Raw genomic sequence first — 18,626 nt, 5'->3', positions numbered from 1 at the left:
ACTTATTAAACAACGAGCAAGAACAGAGCTTTACTCAAGTTTTTTTAAACAAGATTTATCTTGAATCGGTGTATTTCACATTGATTGAGCTAGATGCGGGTGAGTCGCTTGTGTTGTTTAAAGGGCGAGTGACGCAGCCTAAATTTAGTGATCGTGACAACACCATGACGCTAGTTTGCTCAACTTCTGAAAGTTTTATGCGTCGCAAGATTTTGACTCGAAAATATCAGCGTACGTGCATGAATAACATTTACGACAAGTTTTGCGGATTGGATTTTAACGAATGGTCGTTTGAAGTGACTGTAACTGCAATTGATGGGCTGAATGTTTCTTACACAGTGAACCCGACTCAAGTTATTGATGAAAGCGGCAATCCTGTTTTTGAACAGGTGCCAGTGTTAGATGAATTTGGGCAGCCTGTTTTGGATGGACAAGGCAATCCGACTTATGTAGATGGCGATCCAGTGATGGAAGTAAAAACATATCCTGCGGGATGGCTTAATCGAGGTGTGCTGCAAAAAGATGGCGTCTACACATTCATCATTAACAGTGGAAGCAATAGCTCTCGATTGTATCGCCAACATATCGGCTTGAAAGTCGGTGATGTGGTACGAGTTGCGCCTGGTTGTGACCAATCGCACAAAACCTGTCACGAGAAATTTAATAATCATTTGCGTTATGGCGGGCATCCGAATATGCCGACTGAGAATCCATTAGAAACGCAAGTTATTAAGTGAGTCAGCAATGAATATAGAAGTTATTTTAGCGAATTATGATTTTTCGCAAGTTGAAACCACGAAATCAATCGTTTGGATGGCTGTCGCTGCGGTTGTTGCTCTTGTGTTTAGTGTTTACAGCTATATTCAAATGCGCAAAATGCAGAAGAAAAACCGCCCAAAGGCAAGCCAAATTGACGGCACAATAGCAGATGAAGGGGTGTCTTTTTGTGACATCGCAGGAAGCCCACACATCCACCCAAATATCACGGATTTGTGGAATAAAAAAAGCGAAGCAATTAAGCAAAAATCAGGTGGTTTTTTAGGGATTGGCAAGTCATCACAAGTCACTGGATACCGCTATTACACAAGCTTTGCAGCATTTATCGGGAATCGCATTGAGAAGTTTATTGCGATTAATTTTGATAATCGCGGTTGGATTATTCATGACCCAGAAAAACACCCTTCTAATATGCTGCCAGTAAACAAGCCGAGCTTATTTGGGCAAGATGCAGGCGGTGTGGTTGGGAATATTGACATTGAATTTGGCTATCCACAGCCACAGCAAAATTTAGCGTACAAACAGCATTTTGACTTGGTTTCTGCGTACCCGTATCAGTCTTATTTGGTATTTCGTGGCAATACGATTGATCAACCATTTTATTTCGGCAACTCAAATTACATGAAAGAGATGTTGCTATGGGTGAAGCGAACGCGCGTTAGAAATGATGGGCGTGAGCAGTGGTACGCATCAACAGAGGCGAGACCGTGGGTTTGTGAGATTGGCCGCACATATGTGGTAAATAGTCAAGATGTTAAAACTAAAGTTACAATAGGATCGACTGTGCTATTTAGGCACGGTGTTGCAACAAACGGATCTCAAATTTCAGAAAAAGATTCATCTGCAATAACATCTTCAGGAGAGGATTTTCTATCTAGCAGCCTTATAACTGGATTAACTGGAGCGCAAACAGGTGTTGGTACTGAGCGAGTCGCGGAGTTGTCATTATATAAGTCCAGTGTTATTAGCGGGTACTTTATAGTTGAAATGCTTTTTACTTACAATGGATTACAAACAAGTCAATTGTACGAACAACCAATACTGGTCTACTCAGACACAACATACAAGGATGGCGACGGTCGGCATTATAGAAAAATTGTAGGGTTGTTTAATGATGGAATGGATATATTTATGCGGCAGTCGTCGAAAAATCCAGAGCTAATAACTGGGCAAACATATTCGATTATTGCTGGGGTATCCGTAAAATTTACAAAATATAATAATAGTTGGGTATTCTCATCAACAGGGCATGATATAAATCCAATTCACAAAATCCGTGAAATTTTGACAGATGATACGGCAATGGCAAAACCTGAAGTTGATGTAAATGATATTAATTTCATGAAAGCGGCCAATAGAATTTGGGATGAGGGTCTGGGTATCTCATGGGCAATTGATGAGAAATCTTGCATTGATGCAATTGAGGAGCTTTGCTATCACATTGAAGCTGGAATCCGCGTAAATCGTCAAACTGGCTTGTATGAAATGGTTTTATTCCGTGATGACTGGTTTGGTGAGGATGATATTCATGCTATTGCTGAAAACAAGATCAAGGATTTGTCACTCGAAGTCATGAATAGTGATGACATTGTAAATCAACTCAACGTCACATATTACGACCGTCAGCGCATCAAAAATTCAACTTTCTCAGTTTATGAAAACGGCTCAATTTTAACAATGGGCAAGGCAAATGCTGAATCCATTGATTTTCCATATTTTATGAATATGCGAAATGCTGAAATTGTGGCGAATTGGAAGTTGAAGCAATACTCCACACCCGCGTGGAAAGGCACATTTACAACTGGATGGCGCGAAGCTCGAAAATGGAATCGCTATGACTTGGTAGAAATTACTTGGTCTAAAAAATGGCAAGGCACAATTTTAGCTCGAATCATGAAAATTGATTTAGGCAACGGCTTAAATAATGAGGTGATGATTGATTTTGAAGAAGTTGTGCCATATTCGGGAGAGATGAACACAAGTATTGTGGTTGATGATTCAACTGAAGAAAAAGCCGAACCTGCCAAGCCCGCAATTGGTGAAACTTTTGAAGCACCTTACTACATTGCAATCCAAAATATCGGGCAGCGCAAAATTGATGAGGAGCTTGCGCATAATCCAGATGTAGGTTTTACATTCTCAACATATCGCAGACCGCAGTGGAATGCTCTATATGCTGAAATCACAACCGCAAACGTGGATAAACCAGAAGATGGCTGGATTATTGATGGCAACGCTGAGTTTGTTACAAGCGGTCAATTTGATCAATTAGTATCAAGAACAGCAACACAGATTACTGTCAAAAATTTACAGATTGAAGATTACTTGAATCCGAATGACTTGATTGTTGTTGGTACTTGGTTATCAGGTGAATTTGGCTCTTATGAGTTCATGATTGTTGAATCGCTTGATATTGAAACAAGCATCTTAACCGTTAAACGCGGTGCATTGGATACCATTCCAAGGGGTTGGGATAATGGCATGTATTTTTTTCGATCCAATCCTGATGATGGATTATTCTCACTAACTGAATATTCGGCAGATCAGAATGTAAGGGAATCTGCATTAACGGTTACACCAAGCTCCAAACTAGAGCATCTTGGCAGTGCGCCTGTTTATATGCGCTCTCGTGCAATTCGACCTTACCCACCAGCAAATGTGAAGATTAATAATGTCTATTATCCTGAAACCATTATCACGACAAACAATATTGTATTAACTTGGCTTGGTCGAAATCGTTTAACCAATCAAGTTATTGATTTTTATGATGCTTCTGACGATGCTGAATTAAACACAACATATTCTTATGAATTAAGTTCTGAAAATGTTGTTTTAGATAGTGCAAGTGGAATAGTCGGCAATACAGCAACCATTCTGTCTAGCGTGTTAATTCCAAATAAGCCACATACATTGAAATTATGGTCTGTGCGAGATGGGTATGACTCATATCAAGTATTTGAACATTCATTCTTTGCTGAGTCAGCTAGCTTGATTTTGACTGCAACAACTGACGGCAGCAGCGTTACAGGTAACACAGTACCAGTTGCAGATATTACAGTTAATGTTGATGAAGCTTTACGTGCAAACATGCAGTTTGATGGTTCATCAATTAGTGGAAAGTCAGTTGCGGGCGCAACAATTACAATTGAAATTCAGGAGTAAGAATGGCTATTTATACAGGTGTAGCGGACGCAAATGGGGACTTTACAGTCCCTTTTTCATCTAATTATACTGGCGGACAAAAAGTTACAGTGACTGCTGAAAAAGATGCAGCAACAAAGACTATTGAGATTTTTGCGCCAAGCCAAGTGCAAAGTGCAATGATCGCATTCTCAGGGGATTCTCAAAACTTCCCTAGCAATATCGGAGATGTGACAATCAATATCAATGGAGCAATAGGTTCAGATGCTATGAGGTCACACTCAAGCAACAGCTCGATATGGAGGCGGGTCACAGGATTGACTATATCGGAAGGGGTTACATCAATCGGTAGTTACGCGTTTGTAGATTGGGCTCAGTCTAAATTCTTATTACTACCGCAATCGCTAACATCACTTGGAAATAATGCGTTTCAAGGCTGGGGCAATGCGTTAAGTTTAGTAATCCCAGAAGGTATTTCTAACATCCCCGCGGTGTGTTTCTCGGGTTGGTCATCAGCGTCATCTCTCGATTTGCCATCATCAATACAAACAATTGCTGGAAACGCATTCCAATTATGGTCATCTTGTTTAGAGATAATTGTTAGAGCAACAACTCCACCATCAATTGTTTCAACATCATTTCAATCATTAAATGCTGCATGTATTTTCAAAGTTCCCGCAGGGTCTGTCGCAGCATATCAATCCGCCCCAAACTGGTCCGCTTATGCTGCTAGAATTCAGGCGATTTAATGAGATGTAGTTCAGATCGAAGTGTGAAAATTTAAATTGAAGCAAGCGTTCACGAAATCAGGCATTGCTTTGAGGGAAATTAGCACAAAGGAAGAGAAACAACTCAAAACTGTTAAATAGGCACCCATTAAAGGTGCTTTTTTATTACCAAAATTTAGGGGGCGCAATGCCAAATGACTACTCGACAGACCCACCTGTAGCAACAGCAGGGCAGCTTCTTGCCATCTCAGACAAGATCAACGACATATCTAAAAATATGGACAAGCTCGCTGAGATGCCACAAAAACTTGATCGCATGAATATGCAGTTGGAGCAGCTCAATAAAGAGCATCAGCAGACCCGCAATGACTTAACTCAAACGCGTGACAATCTGCAAGATGACTTGGATCGAGCTAAGTCAAACTTTAAAAGTGAGATCAAGCAGCTAAAGAATGAAGTGGAGCCAAGATTTAAGGAGGTGGATTCACAGATCAGAGTGTTGCATGAAAGTAAAACCAAGATCGACAGCATTACTAATCTTGTGCGCTTTGGTGGCATTTTTTTGGCTGGTTTGTTTGTAGTCGCGTGGAATACTCAAACGAGTAAGACAGACACGGTAAACGCTCAGGCAATGACAAACAGCCAGTCCATCCAAGTTCTTGAAAAACAGTCTGATCAGCTTTTAAGAACGGTTGAAGAAATCCGCAACAAACTTTATGAACGAAATATGAGAGAGGAAAAATGAAATTGATTGACGACTGGAAGCAGTCATATAAATACTTAACTGTAAAAGTTGGCGCTATTTTAAGCGCTTTTTTTACGCTTCTAATTTTGTTTTCTGAGCAGCTTGTTGTTTTATGGAATCATATTCCACAACAGATTAAAGATCAAATTCCCGATACTTGGGGTGTTTGGATTGGGGGGATTGTTGCTATTGCAATGACGCTAGCGCGGCTAAAAAAAGAGCCAAAGTTGCATCCAGAAGGAAGTCTTGTACAGCCGCTGGTGTTTGTGAGTGCAAGCTCAGCAGATACAATCGCGCTCAGCAAAGCAGGCTTCGATCATGTGCGAGACAAATTGTTTAAGGGAAAACTTAAACAGACGCATGTGAATAATATCAATGCAATTCTGCTTGCCGTGAACAAGTACAAAGTAACGGACTTGCAGCAAGTCGCGTACATCCTTGCGACTGCATATCATGAAACAAACGCAACAATGGAGCCAGTACGTGAAGCGTATTGGCTGAGCGAGGCTTGGCGTAAAAAGAATTTGCGTTATTGGCCTTGGTATGGACGCGGGCACGTGCAGCTAACGTGGCAAGTCAATTATGAGCGTGCAGATCAAAAGCTTAGACTTGGTGGCAAGCTGATTAAGAATCCAGACTTAGCGATGCAATCAACCATTTCAGCCGAAATATTAGTGCTCGGCTCTAAAGAAGGTTGGTTCACAAACAAAAAACTGGATGACTTCATCAATCTGCAGAAAACAGACTACGAGGGTGCACGTCGTATCATTAACGGTACTGACAAAGCAAAACTTGTTGCTGGATATGCTGCAATTTTTGAAGATGCGCTCGAGAAGTGAATAAAACCCTGGTCTACGGATCAGGGTTCTTTTTTTTTGTTTAAAATGCGCTATAGTATTTTTATTCTGCGACAGAATTGCGTCTGTTAGAATTTAATATAATGATTTTAATGTTAATACTTTGGCTTTGACATCGTAGAGGTCTCCAGTTCGAGTCTGGATATGCCTACCAATACATTAAAATTATATGTTGTTACATAACTTCATATAAGTAATAAAGCTCTGAATTATAACGATTTAGGGCTTTTTTATTGCTTTTCTTAAAGATACATAAATTCGCTTATAGTTTAAAAATATGTACACAGTGGTGTACACATGTAAGTTTTCGGCTTATTTTGCACTAGAGCTTTGAAGCCTCTTTCCACATTTCATTTGTGCACTGATTCGTGAGCGAGAACATGGCACCATTAAGCATTTAACGGTTATGCTAGTCACGGTTTTTGAAATTATGCTGGCAAAGGTTTTATCGATGAGCCTTGTGGTGCTTTTAGCAGCTTTTTTAGGCTTAAAAGTAGTGGTGCAGGGGGCATTACAGGTACCCATAGAAGGAAGTTTGCTGTTATTTTTCTTTGGAGCCTTGTTGACCTTATTTGCAACAACCTCAATGGGTATATATATGGCAACCGTGTCTAAATCGATGCCGCAATTCGGTTTGCTGATGATGCTTATTCTGATTCCCTTGCAAATGTTGTCTGGGGCAAGTACACCACGAGAAAGCATGCCAGAAATTATTCAAAATATCATGTTGATTGCAACGACAATGCATTTTGTAACATTGGCGCAAGCAATTTTATACCGAAATGCAGGATTGGATGTGGTCTGGCCTTCCTTTCTATGGTTAATCGCAATTGCAACAACATTTTTCTATGTATCTTGGAAACGTTTTAAAAATACCATTCATACAATGGCTTAATGTAATAGATTGAGTTTGATCGCTGAAGCACAAATTTTGACTGGGGCGTATTAAGAGTTACACCGAGCATAATTTTTGCTAATATGTATGAAAATTGTTCAATAAAAGTAAATGACATGAAACACATTCTTGTGCCAGTTTTGGTGGTGTTGGTCGTTTTATTAGGTTATCTCGTTTACTTGGAAGAGGAAACGCGAAAGCAGGCAGAACTGAACCGAGTTTTGACTGAATCTGCAAATTTATCGCTAGAAAAAACAGAAGCGGCTACACCACAGATTTTGCAAGTCACAGAATAAGCGTAGAAATTTCTAACATAATGTGTGGTAATTGCTTTATTCATCACACTTTTGTGTGCTTCACTTTATCGTAAAATTTTATCTTTAATTCAAAAAACTAGAATTTTTAAAAAATCCCTATGGTATAATTTGCCAATTGAAACTGCTTCATCACAACTCAAAGGCATTACTTTTGAGAGTGACTGAAGTAAAAAAAAGATGAACAAAGCTGCATAAAATTTATGCGGCTTTTTTATTTAGCATTCCGAATTTTTGATTTTGATAAAATCAAATGCTTGATTGTGAATTAAGTTTATCTCTTTTGTGTAATTTCACATGCTTATTGGGCAAATCTATTGTTGCAACTAACACAGGCTTTTAAGTGCTGACTTAAAATTCAGTCATACTGCAAATTCAGTTTATTTACAGGGGCTAGGTCATGACGACTCCTAATCCATCCTCAGCGGGAATGCTTGAGCGCTTATTCAAATTAAGCGAAAACAAGACCACATTCCGTACCGAGATTTTGGCGGGTGTAACCACCTTCTTAACCATGTGTTACATCATTATTGTCAATCCAATGATTTTATCTGAAACAGGAATGGATCATGGAGCTGTCTTTGTCGCCACCTGCTTAGCCGCAGCAATTGGCTGCCTAGTGATGGGGATTGTTGCTAACTACCCAATCGCACTGGCACCGGGCATGGGGCTAAATGCTTATTTCACTTACTCGGTGTGTTTAGGCATGGGTGTGCCTTGGCAAACGGCTTTGGCTGCAGTTTTTGTATCAGGGATTATTTTCATTGCCATTAGCATGTTTAAAATCCGTGAAGCCATTGTTAATGCCATTCCCATGTCATTAAAACTAGCCATTGGCGGTGGTATTGGTTTATTCCTAGCTTTAATCGCCCTAAAAAATGCAGGTGTTATTGTTGATAATCCTGCGACTTTGGTGGGCTTGGGTGACTTAAAACAACCATCAGTACTGTTAGCGCTACTTGGCTTTTTAATGGTTGTAGTAATGCATCACTTTAAAGTACGTGGTGCAATTATCATCAGTATTTTGGTGCTGACTGCTATTTCAACAGCTTTAGGTTTAAGCGAATTTAAAGGTGTGGTTGGTGAAATTCCATCTATTGCACCTACTTTTATGCAAATGGACTTTGAAGGTCTATTTACAGCAAGTTTAATTGGCGTAATTTTCGTATTTTTCTTAGTCGATTTATTCGACTCTACAGGTACTTTAGTGGGTGTTTCACACCGTGCAGGCTTGTTGCAAGATGGTAAATTACCCCGTTTGAAAAAAGCACTTTTTGCCGATTCTTCTGCAATTGTTGCAGGTGCGGCATTGGGTACATCTTCAACAACGCCGTATATTGAATCATCTGCAGGTGTTGCAGCGGGTGGTCGTACAGGCTTAACCGCAGTGATTGTTGGCTTGTTGTTTATTGCCTGTTTGTTCTTGGCACCACTTGCGCAATCGGTACCAGGTTTTGCGACTGCACCTGCCTTGTTATTTGTGGGTGTGTTGATGATTCAAGGCATTGTGCATATTGATTGGGATGACATCACCGAAGCCGTGCCTGCATTCTTAACAGTCGTGTTCATGCCATTTACTTATTCTATTGCCGATGGCATCGCTATGGGCTTTATTAGCTATGCGCTGATTAAACTACTCACTGGCAAAGCCAAGTCTGTACCTTATATGGTGTGGATTATTGCTGCACTTTGGGCATTAAAATTTGCCATGTTTGGCGGTTAATATTCTTAAACTGAAAAGGGGTGTAAACTCAGTTTGCACCCTTTTTTATTTTGATCAATTTTTTAATATTCTCCCATAAAATAGCAAAAAGGACAGAACATGAATCAACTTGAGCTAATCTGTGCATTACCTAAAGCAGAATTGCATGTGCATATTGAAGGTACTTTTGAACCTGAATTGATGTTTGCCATTGCGCAGCGCAACCAAATAGACATCCCTTATCAGTCCGTAGAAGAAGTCAAACAAGCATATAACTTTCATAACTTGCAGTCTTTTTTAGATATTTATTATGCAGGCGCACAAGTGTTGGTGCATGAGCAAGATTTTTACGATTTGGCTTGGGCATATTTTGAAAAATGTGTTGAAGACCGTGTGGTACATACCGAAATGTTTTTTGATCCGCAAACCCATACCGAGCGTGGTGTGGCATTTGCAACCGTGATTAATGGCTTACAACGTGCTTGTGATGATGCGCAAACAAAATTAGGCATCAGTTCAAATTTAATTATGTGTTTCTTGCGTCATTTAAGCGAAGATGCAGCATTTGCCACACTTGAACAGGCTTTGCCTTATAAAGATCAAATTATCGCAGTGGGTTTGGACTCAAGCGAAGTTGGACATCCACCTTCAAAGTTTGAACGTGTCTTTGCCAAAGCACGTGAAGCAGGCTTTTTAGTCGTGGCACATGCAGGCGAAGAAGGGCCAGCCGAATATGTTTGGGAAGCATTAGATTTACTGAAAGTAAACCGTATTGATCATGGTGTGCGTTCTGAAGAAGATCCTGTATTAATGCAACGTCTAATTGCAGAGAAAATGCCGCTCACGGTCTGTCCATTGAGTAATTTAAAGCTATGCGTAGTGGATGATATGGCACAGCACAACATCCGCCGTTTATTGCAGCAGGGTGTTAAAGTGACAGTTAATTCAGATGATCCATCTTATTTTGGTGGTTATATGAATGATAACTTTGTTGCTATTAGCCAAGCTTTAGATTTAAGCAATGCTGAATTAAAACAATTGGCGGTTAATTCTTTTGAAGCTTCATTTATTTCGGCTGAAGAAAAGCAAAAATGGATTGAGCAAATTCAAGCATTGGGATGAGTTAAACTGAATTTAGATTAGCTTAGACTACAAAAAAGCAGCTTAATTTAAGCTGCTTTTTTGTGGGAGAACGATTTGAATCGCTTTAAACTCAAGCTTTAAAAATTATTTACCTTGTTGCGTCATACTACGCAATACATCGTCTTTATCTATAAAGTGATGTTTAAGTGCTGCAAGCATATGCCCAACCACCATTGCCCCTGCAAACCATGACAAATAAGTATGCACAGGTTTAACAATTGCTAATAGTTCGGGGTTCTTATCCACCAAGGCTGGAATTTCAAATAAATACAACACAGGCACAGGTTTACCCACGCTCCAGCTAAACAAACAGTCCGTGATTGGAATCGCAATCAGCATAAAATACAGACCTAGATGTCCTAAATGCGCTAGTGTTTTCATCAACGGTGACATGCTGTCAGGCAGTTGTGGCGCAGGGTGGGTGTAACGCCAAAATAAGCGAATCACCAATAAAAATAATCGCCATGAGCCAATGTAAAACTTGTGCGGTACGGGTGTAATATGAATGAGAACTGTTCATGTTGTGTTTCAGGCGAATAGTGTGCTTGCATGCTAAACAACAGCATGTAGCGAAAAAAGTATCCACCTGCAACGGAGTGTTGAAAATCTGCAACGCTGCAAAAAAAATAGCGTTCTTGAGGGGGCTGTTGATATTTCATAAATAGTTTGCGCTGTAGGCTAAAACTGAGCAGATCAGGCATGAAACGCAGGGAATAGCGAGACTATTGCCAAGTTTCATAACGCAATCTGAGAAAGTTTTAGCCACAGCCTTTCAGGACAAGCATATTTTTTGCTGCTATTGCGTTATGAGTCAGTCATTTAGAATGACTAAATTTCCTACCTCATGCCTTATATCAGCTAAAAAATATGCGTTGTCGCAAACATAGAAAAATTGTCAACAGCCCCTAGCCTTAAGCCTAAGCACATGAATGTAGAAATTGCAAAAAGCTATTCCTTCGTCAAACAAGTTTAGGCACAATAGCGGCATTGTTTCACTCAAATGACTTGAATATTAAATACAGGAAATATCCATGAAAAAACTACTCGCTGTATTGGCACCTATCGCTTTGGTTTTATCTGCATGTACCACCACTACAGGTACTACTACAGGAACGACAACTGCACCGACAGCAACTCAACAATTGGGTATGGCGGCGATTAAAATTGCAATTAATGCCAAGTGTGTGACTGAATTAAACAACATTCCTGCATGGCACACTGCGACACGTGTTATGACACCAACGCAAAAGCAAAATGTTCAAGCGGAAATTTGTGGTTGTGTTAGTGAAAAAGCACCACAAAATGTGACTGCAGTAGATTTAGCCACTGCAGCAATTGACCCTGCTGCACGTGCAACCATTGTGAGCAATGCAGTATCTCGAACCATTAATGCATGTGTGGCAGAAGCAGTAAGATAAGTTTTACCGATTCTGTAAAATTAAAAATGGTGCGTTGTGACTCGCATCGTAAGATAGGCTGAAGATTTCAGCCTATTTTTTCTGGAAAAAGATGATGAAAATTGCAGGTGTAGATGAAGCAGGGCGTGGGCCTTTAGTGGGTTCTGTTGTCGCTGCGGCAGTTATTTTAGATCCGAATAACCCGATTGAAGGTTTAAATGATTCTAAAAAACTGACAGAAAAAAAGCGTGAAAAGTTATTTGTTGAAATTCAGGAAAAGGCTTTGGCTTGGGCAATTGCAGAAGCATCTGCAGCCGAAATTGATGAACTGAATATTTTGCAAGCGTCGTTATTGGCGATGCGTCGTGCGGTGGAAGCCTTATCTATTCAACCTGAGCATGTCTTGGTCGATGGCAATAAAATTCCGCAGGGTTTAGCAATGTCTTGTGACGCAGTTGTTGGGGGAGATGCATTGCATGCAGAAATTTCAGCAGCTAGTATTTTAGCTAAAGTGGCGCGTGACCGTGAAATGGTATTGCTTGATCAAGCATTTCCACAATTTGGTTTTGCTCAACACAAAGGTTATCCAACCAAAGCACATTTTGAAGCCATTGCACAGCATGGTGTAATTGCGGCACATCGACGTAGTTTTGCACCTGTGCGTAAGGCTTTAGAGTTAATGGAAAACTCACAGTAATTTTCATGCAAAACTTGTGCTGAGTTGCCTGTAAAATAGTCTTTACATGCTTCGAATCAGCGAGCAACTCTGAAATGATGCGAGTTTTTAAAAAGCATTCAGCAGAAAAATTTAAAGCGGCAAATGAGCCGCTTTATATTCAATTACCTTAATCGTTTAACGATTAAAGTCATTTTGCGAGTAGTTATCTTCTTCAAATGAAGGTTGATAATCTTGATCTAAATGTTGCAAATGCTCATGCATGGCACGCTCGTGTTGAATACGTTGATAGATTTCTTCACGATGAACCGATACTTCTTTCGGGGCATTTACACCAATACGAACTTGGTTACCTTTGACACCAAGCACAGTCACGCTGACTTGGTCCCCAATCATTAATGTTTCTCCGACACGTCGGGTCAGAATCAGCATGTTTATCTCCTTGCAAAATGCTAAACCTGCATTGATTTTTAAAGCAATTTAAAAGTCACAACCAAATAAAAACCAGTAAATTTTAACGGAACGTATCATTATTTATTTTATAAGATACAGCGCTGCCAAAATTTATGAAAGCATGTTGCTCAATATAACAGAGCCACTATAAAAAAAACTATAGTGGCTCTATTTTTTTGTACTTTTTCGCAAAATTTGTCAGACAATTACATTTTCTGACAGGGGCGTATTAAGCGCGTGCGCTAGACTCACCGCTTTCACGATCTAGACCAAATACAGTGTGTAAAGTACGTACTGCAAGCTCTAAATAGTTTTCTTCAATAATGACTGAAATTTTAATTTCAGAAGTAGAAATCATTAGAATGTTAATGCCTTCATCTGCAAGTGCAGTAAACATTTTGCTTGCAACACCTGCGTGTGAACGCATACCTACACCTACGATAGATACTTTCACGATGTCACCACGTGTAGCGACTTCACGTGCACCAATTTCTTTGGCGGTTGCTTCAAGAATTGATTTTGCTTTGGCAAGTTCGCCACGGTTTACAGTAAAAGTAAAGTCGGTAGTACCATCTTCTTCTACGTTTTGGATGATCATGTCAACTTCAACATTGGCAGCGCCAATAGGTGACAAGATTTTAGATGCAATACCTGGCTCATCAGGCACACCTAAAATAGTTAATTTTGCTTCGTCACGGTTAAACGCGATACCTGAGATGATAGGTTGTTCCATGTTGTCTTCCAATTCAGTAGTAATGAGTGTGCCGACATTTTGTTTAAAATCTTCGTCGAATGCGCCATCATTGTCATTATCAAAACTTGATAATACACGTAAAGGTACTTGGTATTTACCTGCAAATTCAACCGCACGAATTTGCAATACTTTAGAACCTAAAGAAGCCATTTCTAGCATTTCTTCAAAAGAAATACGATCTACTTTTTTGGCTTTTGGTGCAACGCGTGGGTCTGTGGTGTAAACGCCATCTACGTCAGTGTAAATTTGACATTCATCGGCTTTCAATGCAGCAGCAAGTGCAACGCCAGAAGTATCAGAACCGCCACGACCTAAAGTCGTGGTGTTACCTTCAGCATCAAACCCTTGGAAACCAGCAACCACGATCACACGGCCCGCGTCTAGGTTTTCAGTTAACACGTCCGTATTAATCGCTTCAATACGTGCTTTGGTAAATGCGCTGTCAGTTTGAATACCAACTTGGCGACCAGTTAGTGATTTTGCCGCAACGCCAATAGAATTCAGCGCCATCGCTAACATCGAAATCGTCACCTGTTCGCCTGTAGACACCATTTGGTCTAATTCACGCGGATCAGGGGTTTCGGTAATGGCTTTCGCGAGAGCGAGTAGGCGATTGGTTTCGCCACTCATGGCAGAAACGACAACCACTACTTTGTGGCCATGATCATGCCAGCGCTTCACACGACGAGCAACATTTAAAATGCGCTCGGGAGTACCCATTGAGGTACCGCCATATTTTTGAACGATTAGTGCCATAGTTGTTCCATATAAGCCATGACCCCGAATTTACCTGCTCAGGGTCAGTTACACAAAAAGTGAGATTATTTTGCCGCAAGCCAAGCAGTTAAACCTGCCATCACCGTTGCAAAGTTCTCGTTAAGTGGCGCGCCACCTTGTGCCAAATCAGGTTTACCACCACCTTTACCACCTAGTTCTGTAGCCAAGTGTTTGATGATGTCTCCTGCTTTAATCGTAGCAGTAAAGTCTGGTGCAACAGAAGCGATTAAGCTGACTTTATCGCCTTCTACACCTGCAAGTACAATCACTGCTTGGTCGAGTTTGGATTTTACACCGTCGTGCAAATTACGCAGTGATTTTGCATCCATATTTTGTACAGTGGTAATGAGCGTGGTACGTCCAGCAAGTTCTTGTACTTGACTTAAAAGTTCAGCTGCTTGGAAGTGCGCTAATTTTTGATTGAGCTGTTCAATCTGCTTTTGAAGGCTAGATGCTGTATCGACCAATGTATTCACTTTTTCTAAAGTTTGGTCTTTTTGTGCTTTCAACAAAGCATTGATGCTGTTGATATCGCGTTCAGTTTTTTGAACGGCTTCAACGGCTTTGCTGCCTGTAATTGCTTCAATACGACGTACACCAGCTGCAACACCACCTTCAGAGATGATTTTGAACAGACCAATATCACCTGTACGTTTCACGTGAATACCGCCACAAAGTTCAATGGAGAAGTTTTTATCTTCAATGATTGAACCCATAGAAAGTACGCGAACTTCATCGCCATACTTTTCACCAAATAGCATCATTGCGCCTTTGGCTTTGGCTGCTTCAATATCCAGTAATTCAGTAGAAACTGCGGTATTGGCAATGACTTCTGCATTTACCAAACGCTCAATTTCTTGCAATTGTTCAAATGACACAGGTTGGTCATTGGCAAAGTCAAAACGTAAAATATCAGAAGCAACCAACGAACCTTTTTGCTGTACGTGTGCACCTAAAACTTGACGTAGGGCAGCGTGCAATAAGTGTGTTGCAGAGTGGTTGCGTGCAGTAGCTTCGCGGATGTCTGCTTTTACAATCGCTTCCACCGCTTGCGCAGCTTTTAAACTGCCCATGGTAACAATACCTTGATGAACAAAAGCACCGCCAGATTTTTTGGTGTCTTGAACTTCAAAAATACCTGTTTCGTTTTTGAATAGACCTGTATCACCAATCTGACCACCGCTTTCTGCATAGAACGGGGTTTGATTGAGTACGATTAAAGCTTCATCGCCTTCAACTACTTCATCGACTTGTTCGCCATCTTTATAAATAGCCACAATTTGACCCTGACCAGTCGTTGCGTCATAGCCATCAAATTGAGTTTCACCTTCAACTTTTACAATTGAGTTGTAGTCAACTGCAAATTTACCTGCATCGCGTGCACGTTGACGTTGCGCTGCCATTTCAACTTCAAAGCCTGCTTCGTCAATGGTCAAGTCGCGTTCACGTGCAATATCTGCCGTTAAATCTGTTGGGAAGCCGTAAGTGTCATATAGTTTAAATACCACTTCACCAGGAATGACCGAGCCTTTAAGCTGTGCCAATTCACCCTCAAGCAATTTCAAACCTTGCTCAAGCGTTTTGGCAAATTGTTCTTCTTCTTTTAGAAGTTGCGCTTCAATACGCGCTTGATTTGCTGCAAGTTCAGGATAAGCTTGACCCATTACTTCAATTAAAGGCTGAAGCATTTTGTGGAAGAATGAACCTGTTGCGCCAAGCTTGTTGCCGTGACGTACTGCACGACGAATAATACGACGCAATACATAACCACGACCTTCATTCGATGGATTCACGCCATCGGCAATTAGGAAGCAGCAAGAACGAGCGTGGTCAGCAACTACTTTGAGTGAAGCAGGGTAGTCTACAGGCTTGCCAGTTTGCTGTGCAGTTACTTCAAGAGCAGTCGTGTCTAAACCAATAATCTGTGCTGCATTTTTGAGTAAGTGCTGGAACAGATCAATTTCGTAGTTAGAGTTGACGTGTTGCAATACTGCAGAAATACGCTCCAAGCCCATGCCTGTATCTACAGACGGTGCTGGAAGTGGGTGCAATACGCCATCTGCAGTACGGTTAAACTGCATGAATACGTTGTTCCAGATTTCAATGAAACGGTCGCCATCTTCTTCTAGTGTGCCTGGTAAACCGCCCCAAATATGATCGCCATGATCATAGAAAATTTCAGAACACGGACCGCAAGGACCTGTATCACCCATTGCCCAGAAGTTGTCTGAAGCATATTGGCCGCCTTTGTTATCGCCAATACGGATAATACGAGAAGCATCTAAACCAATTTCTTTGTTCCAGATGTCAAATGCTTCATTATCGGTGTGGTAAACCGTGGCATATAAACGGTCTTTTGGTAGCGCTAACCATTGTTCACTGGTTAAAAATTCCCAAGCAAATTTAATTGCATCACGTTTGAAATAATCACCAAACGAGAAGTTACCTAACATTTCAAAGAAAGTATGGTGACGTGCGGTATAACCCACATTGTCTAAATCGTTATGTTTACCGCCTGCACGCACACATTTTTGTGACGATACAGCACGTACATAATCACGTTTTTCTAACCCAAGGAAACAGTCTTTAAACTGGTTCATACCTGCATTGGTAAATAACAGGGTTGGGTCATTGGCGGGTACTAGAGAACTCGATGCGACACGTGTATGCCCTTGCGATTCAAAGTAACGCAAAAATGCTTCACGAATTTCAGCTGATGTCATAAAACGAGTACTCACAACCAAGTCACTCCATAATTTCCGATTGGGCTAAACGCAAGACAGTCTGACAAAAATAATTCTTTTGCTGTCATGCAGGCTTAAAATTTTAAAAACGCCAAATTATAACGGAAAAAGCCATTATCACCAATCATTTTAGCGTGAATTGATGACAATTCTGAATCAATCTCTGTTGCTGTGCGCAGAATAAATCTTTTGAATAGAGGATGATGGAAAATTGCTGACGAAAGTGGGGCATGATGAGCTGTTGTTGAATGTTTGTGCGTAGGCGAGAGTGTCAAACTAATCAACCACAAGCTGAAATTGTTAGATGGGTATTTTGAGTTTGCCGAATTAATCAGCAAATTAAGTGAAAAATCCCAGAATTGATCTGATTTTTTTCAGTAAGGCCTCAAAATCTATTAACATAGTCTGTGCTTAAATTTTGATTTCATTATGAAAGGATCAGTCATGCAACGAGTGGCAATCAATGGCTTTGGTAGAATCGGGCGCAATGTGCTGCGGGCTTGGTTTGAAAATCCCAAAGACTTTCATTTTGAAATCGTCGCCATAAATGACATTGCCGATGTAGAAACCTTGGTTCATTTATTTAAATATGACAGTACCCATGGTCGTTTTAAAGGACAGGTGGAAATTAGCCTCGAAAATGAACAGATTTTTTTGAATATTTCTGCAGGTTTGGCGCAATTAAAAGTTCAGGTGTTGAATCAGGCTCAACCTGCGCAATTACCGTGGCAAGCCTTAAATGTTGATGTGGTATTGGAATGTACAGGGTTGTTCCGTTCCCGCGAGGCGGCAACGCAGCATATTACTGCGGGCGCCAAACGTGTAATTATTGGTGCTGCACCATTCGATACTGTAGATGCTGCGATTGTTTATGGTGTGAATCATCATGAAGTCAAAAGTACCGACCAAATTATTTCCAGCGTATCTTGTACCACGCAGGCTTTAGTACCATTAGTTAAAATCATTGATGATGCTTTCGGAATTGATACCGCATTAATGACTGAAATTCATGCAGTCACAGCCGATCAAACTGTATTGGATCAAGCACACCGTGATTTACGTCGTGCGCGTGCATCAGGGCAAAATATTATTCCTACAACTTCATCTGCCTTGGGTGCATTAAAACAAGTCATGCCAAAAATGGCAGATCGGATTGATGGTTACTCGATTCGTGTACCGACCATTAATGTTGCAGCTATTGATTTAACTTTTATTTCTCAGTCACCAATTACGGTGCACAAATTGAATCAGGTGTTGTGTGCTTCGGCAGCGCATGATTATGCCGAAATTATGCAAGTGACCGATGAGCCTTTGGTATCGAGCGACTTTAACCATTCACCTTATTCTTTAATTGTCGATTTAAGTCAAACCATGGTCGTGGGTCATCAAGCCAAAGTTTTTGCGTGGTATGACAACGAGTGGGGTTATGCCAACCGTTTACTAGATTTGTGTGAATCTTTTAGTCAGCGGGCGGTGTAAGCGGCTACTTTTTAAGACATATACAAAGTGTGAAAAGCGTGTAA

14 protein-coding genes and 2 pseudogenes are annotated in these 18,626 nt (G+C 40.7%); 12 read left to right on the top strand and 4 right to left on the bottom strand.

Translation table 11 applies throughout. From position 1 onward, the window contains the following. The 9 genes and pseudogenes from E0H79_RS08355 to E0H79_RS08310 form a co-directional block, all read left to right on the top strand. Positions 1-737: phage BR0599 family protein (locus E0H79_RS08355; RefSeq protein ID WP_131261359.1), on the top strand; the 737-nt coding region annotated here is incomplete at its 5' end. A gap of 7 nt (positions 738-744) precedes the next feature. Further along, on the top strand, positions 745-3,939 hold the full coding sequence (locus E0H79_RS08350) for a phage tail protein (RefSeq protein ID WP_131261358.1): 3,195 nt from the start codon (positions 745-747) through the stop codon (positions 3,937-3,939). 2 nt (positions 3,940-3,941) lie between these two features. After that, positions 3,942-4,667 (top strand): leucine-rich repeat protein, encoded by a 726-nt coding sequence (locus E0H79_RS08345; RefSeq protein WP_131261357.1) that lies wholly within the window; start codon positions 3,942-3,944, stop codon positions 4,665-4,667. A gap of 166 nt (positions 4,668-4,833) precedes the next feature. Next, entirely contained in the window at positions 4,834-5,391 is a 558-nt protein-coding gene (locus E0H79_RS08340) for a coiled-coil domain-containing protein (RefSeq protein WP_131261356.1), read from the top strand. Further along, positions 5,388-6,230 carry a glycoside hydrolase family 19 protein gene (locus E0H79_RS08330; protein ID WP_228258779.1) on the top strand — a complete coding sequence of 281 codons (843 nt, stop codon included), beginning with the start codon at positions 5,388-5,390 and terminating at the stop codon, positions 6,228-6,230. Before E0H79_RS08340 ends, E0H79_RS08330 begins: the two co-directional genes overlap by 4 nt. A gap of 376 nt (positions 6,231-6,606) precedes the next feature. Continuing rightward, positions 6,607-7,143, top strand: a pseudogene (locus E0H79_RS08325) (ABC transporter permease); the annotation flags it as partial. A 116-nt stretch (positions 7,144-7,259) separates the two neighbouring features. After that, on the top strand, positions 7,260-7,439 hold the full coding sequence (locus E0H79_RS08320; RefSeq protein ID WP_004971601.1) for a hypothetical protein: 180 nt from the start codon (positions 7,260-7,262) through the stop codon (positions 7,437-7,439). Between the two features lie 418 nt (positions 7,440-7,857). Beyond that, positions 7,858-9,180: an NCS2 family permease gene (locus E0H79_RS08315; protein WP_096901065.1), complete on the top strand. Its 1,323-nt coding sequence runs from the start codon at positions 7,858-7,860 to the stop codon at positions 9,178-9,180. Positions 9,181-9,279: 99 nt separating this feature from the next. Continuing rightward, the gene (locus tag E0H79_RS08310; protein ID WP_096901064.1) at positions 9,280-10,281 is read left to right on the top strand and encodes an adenosine deaminase; all 1,002 of its coding nucleotides are present in this window, start codon (positions 9,280-9,282) and stop codon (positions 10,279-10,281) included. 105 nt (positions 10,282-10,386) lie between these two features. On the opposite strand, the pseudogene E0H79_RS08305 reads toward E0H79_RS08310, so the two are convergent. Further along, positions 10,387-10,822, bottom strand: a pseudogene (locus E0H79_RS08305) (cytochrome b). A gap of 511 nt (positions 10,823-11,333) precedes the next feature. Here E0H79_RS08305 and E0H79_RS08300 point away from each other — a divergent pair. Both E0H79_RS08300 and rnhB read left to right on the top strand, forming a co-directional pair. Next, positions 11,334-11,720 (top strand): hypothetical protein, encoded by a 387-nt coding sequence (locus E0H79_RS08300; RefSeq protein WP_004971594.1) that lies wholly within the window; start codon positions 11,334-11,336, stop codon positions 11,718-11,720. Positions 11,721-11,814: 94 nt separating this feature from the next. Next, positions 11,815-12,396: a ribonuclease HII gene (rnhB, locus tag E0H79_RS08295; RefSeq protein ID WP_131261363.1), complete on the top strand. Its 582-nt coding sequence runs from the start codon at positions 11,815-11,817 to the stop codon at positions 12,394-12,396. Between the two features lie 156 nt (positions 12,397-12,552). On the opposite strand, the gene csrA is transcribed toward rnhB, so the two are convergent. The 3 genes from csrA to alaS form a co-directional block, all read right to left on the bottom strand. Next, positions 12,553-12,807: a carbon storage regulator CsrA gene (gene csrA, locus E0H79_RS08290; RefSeq protein ID WP_004971589.1), complete on the bottom strand. Its 255-nt coding sequence runs from the start codon at positions 12,805-12,807 to the stop codon at positions 12,553-12,555. A gap of 250 nt (positions 12,808-13,057) precedes the next feature. Continuing rightward, positions 13,058-14,338 (bottom strand): aspartate kinase, encoded by a 1,281-nt coding sequence (locus E0H79_RS08285; protein ID WP_004971586.1) that lies wholly within the window; start codon positions 14,336-14,338, stop codon positions 13,058-13,060. A gap of 65 nt (positions 14,339-14,403) precedes the next feature. Next, positions 14,404-17,097 (bottom strand): alanine--tRNA ligase, encoded by a 2,694-nt coding sequence (gene alaS / locus E0H79_RS08280; protein WP_171458220.1) that lies wholly within the window; start codon positions 17,095-17,097, stop codon positions 14,404-14,406. 450 nt (positions 17,098-17,547) lie between these two features. Here alaS and E0H79_RS08275 point away from each other — a divergent pair, with 450 nt between their 5' ends. Continuing rightward, on the top strand, positions 17,548-18,582 hold the full coding sequence (locus E0H79_RS08275; RefSeq protein ID WP_096901062.1) for a type I glyceraldehyde-3-phosphate dehydrogenase: 1,035 nt from the start codon (positions 17,548-17,550) through the stop codon (positions 18,580-18,582). The last annotated feature ends 44 nt before the right edge of the window (positions 18,583-18,626 follow it).

Source organism: Acinetobacter sp. ANC 5045, assembly GCF_004331005.1.
In the GTDB taxonomy this organism is placed as follows: Bacteria; Pseudomonadota; Gammaproteobacteria; order Pseudomonadales; family Moraxellaceae; genus Acinetobacter; species Acinetobacter towneri.
The sequence above is the reverse complement of the archived record's forward strand: the minus strand, read 5'-3'. Positions and strand labels throughout refer to the sequence as shown.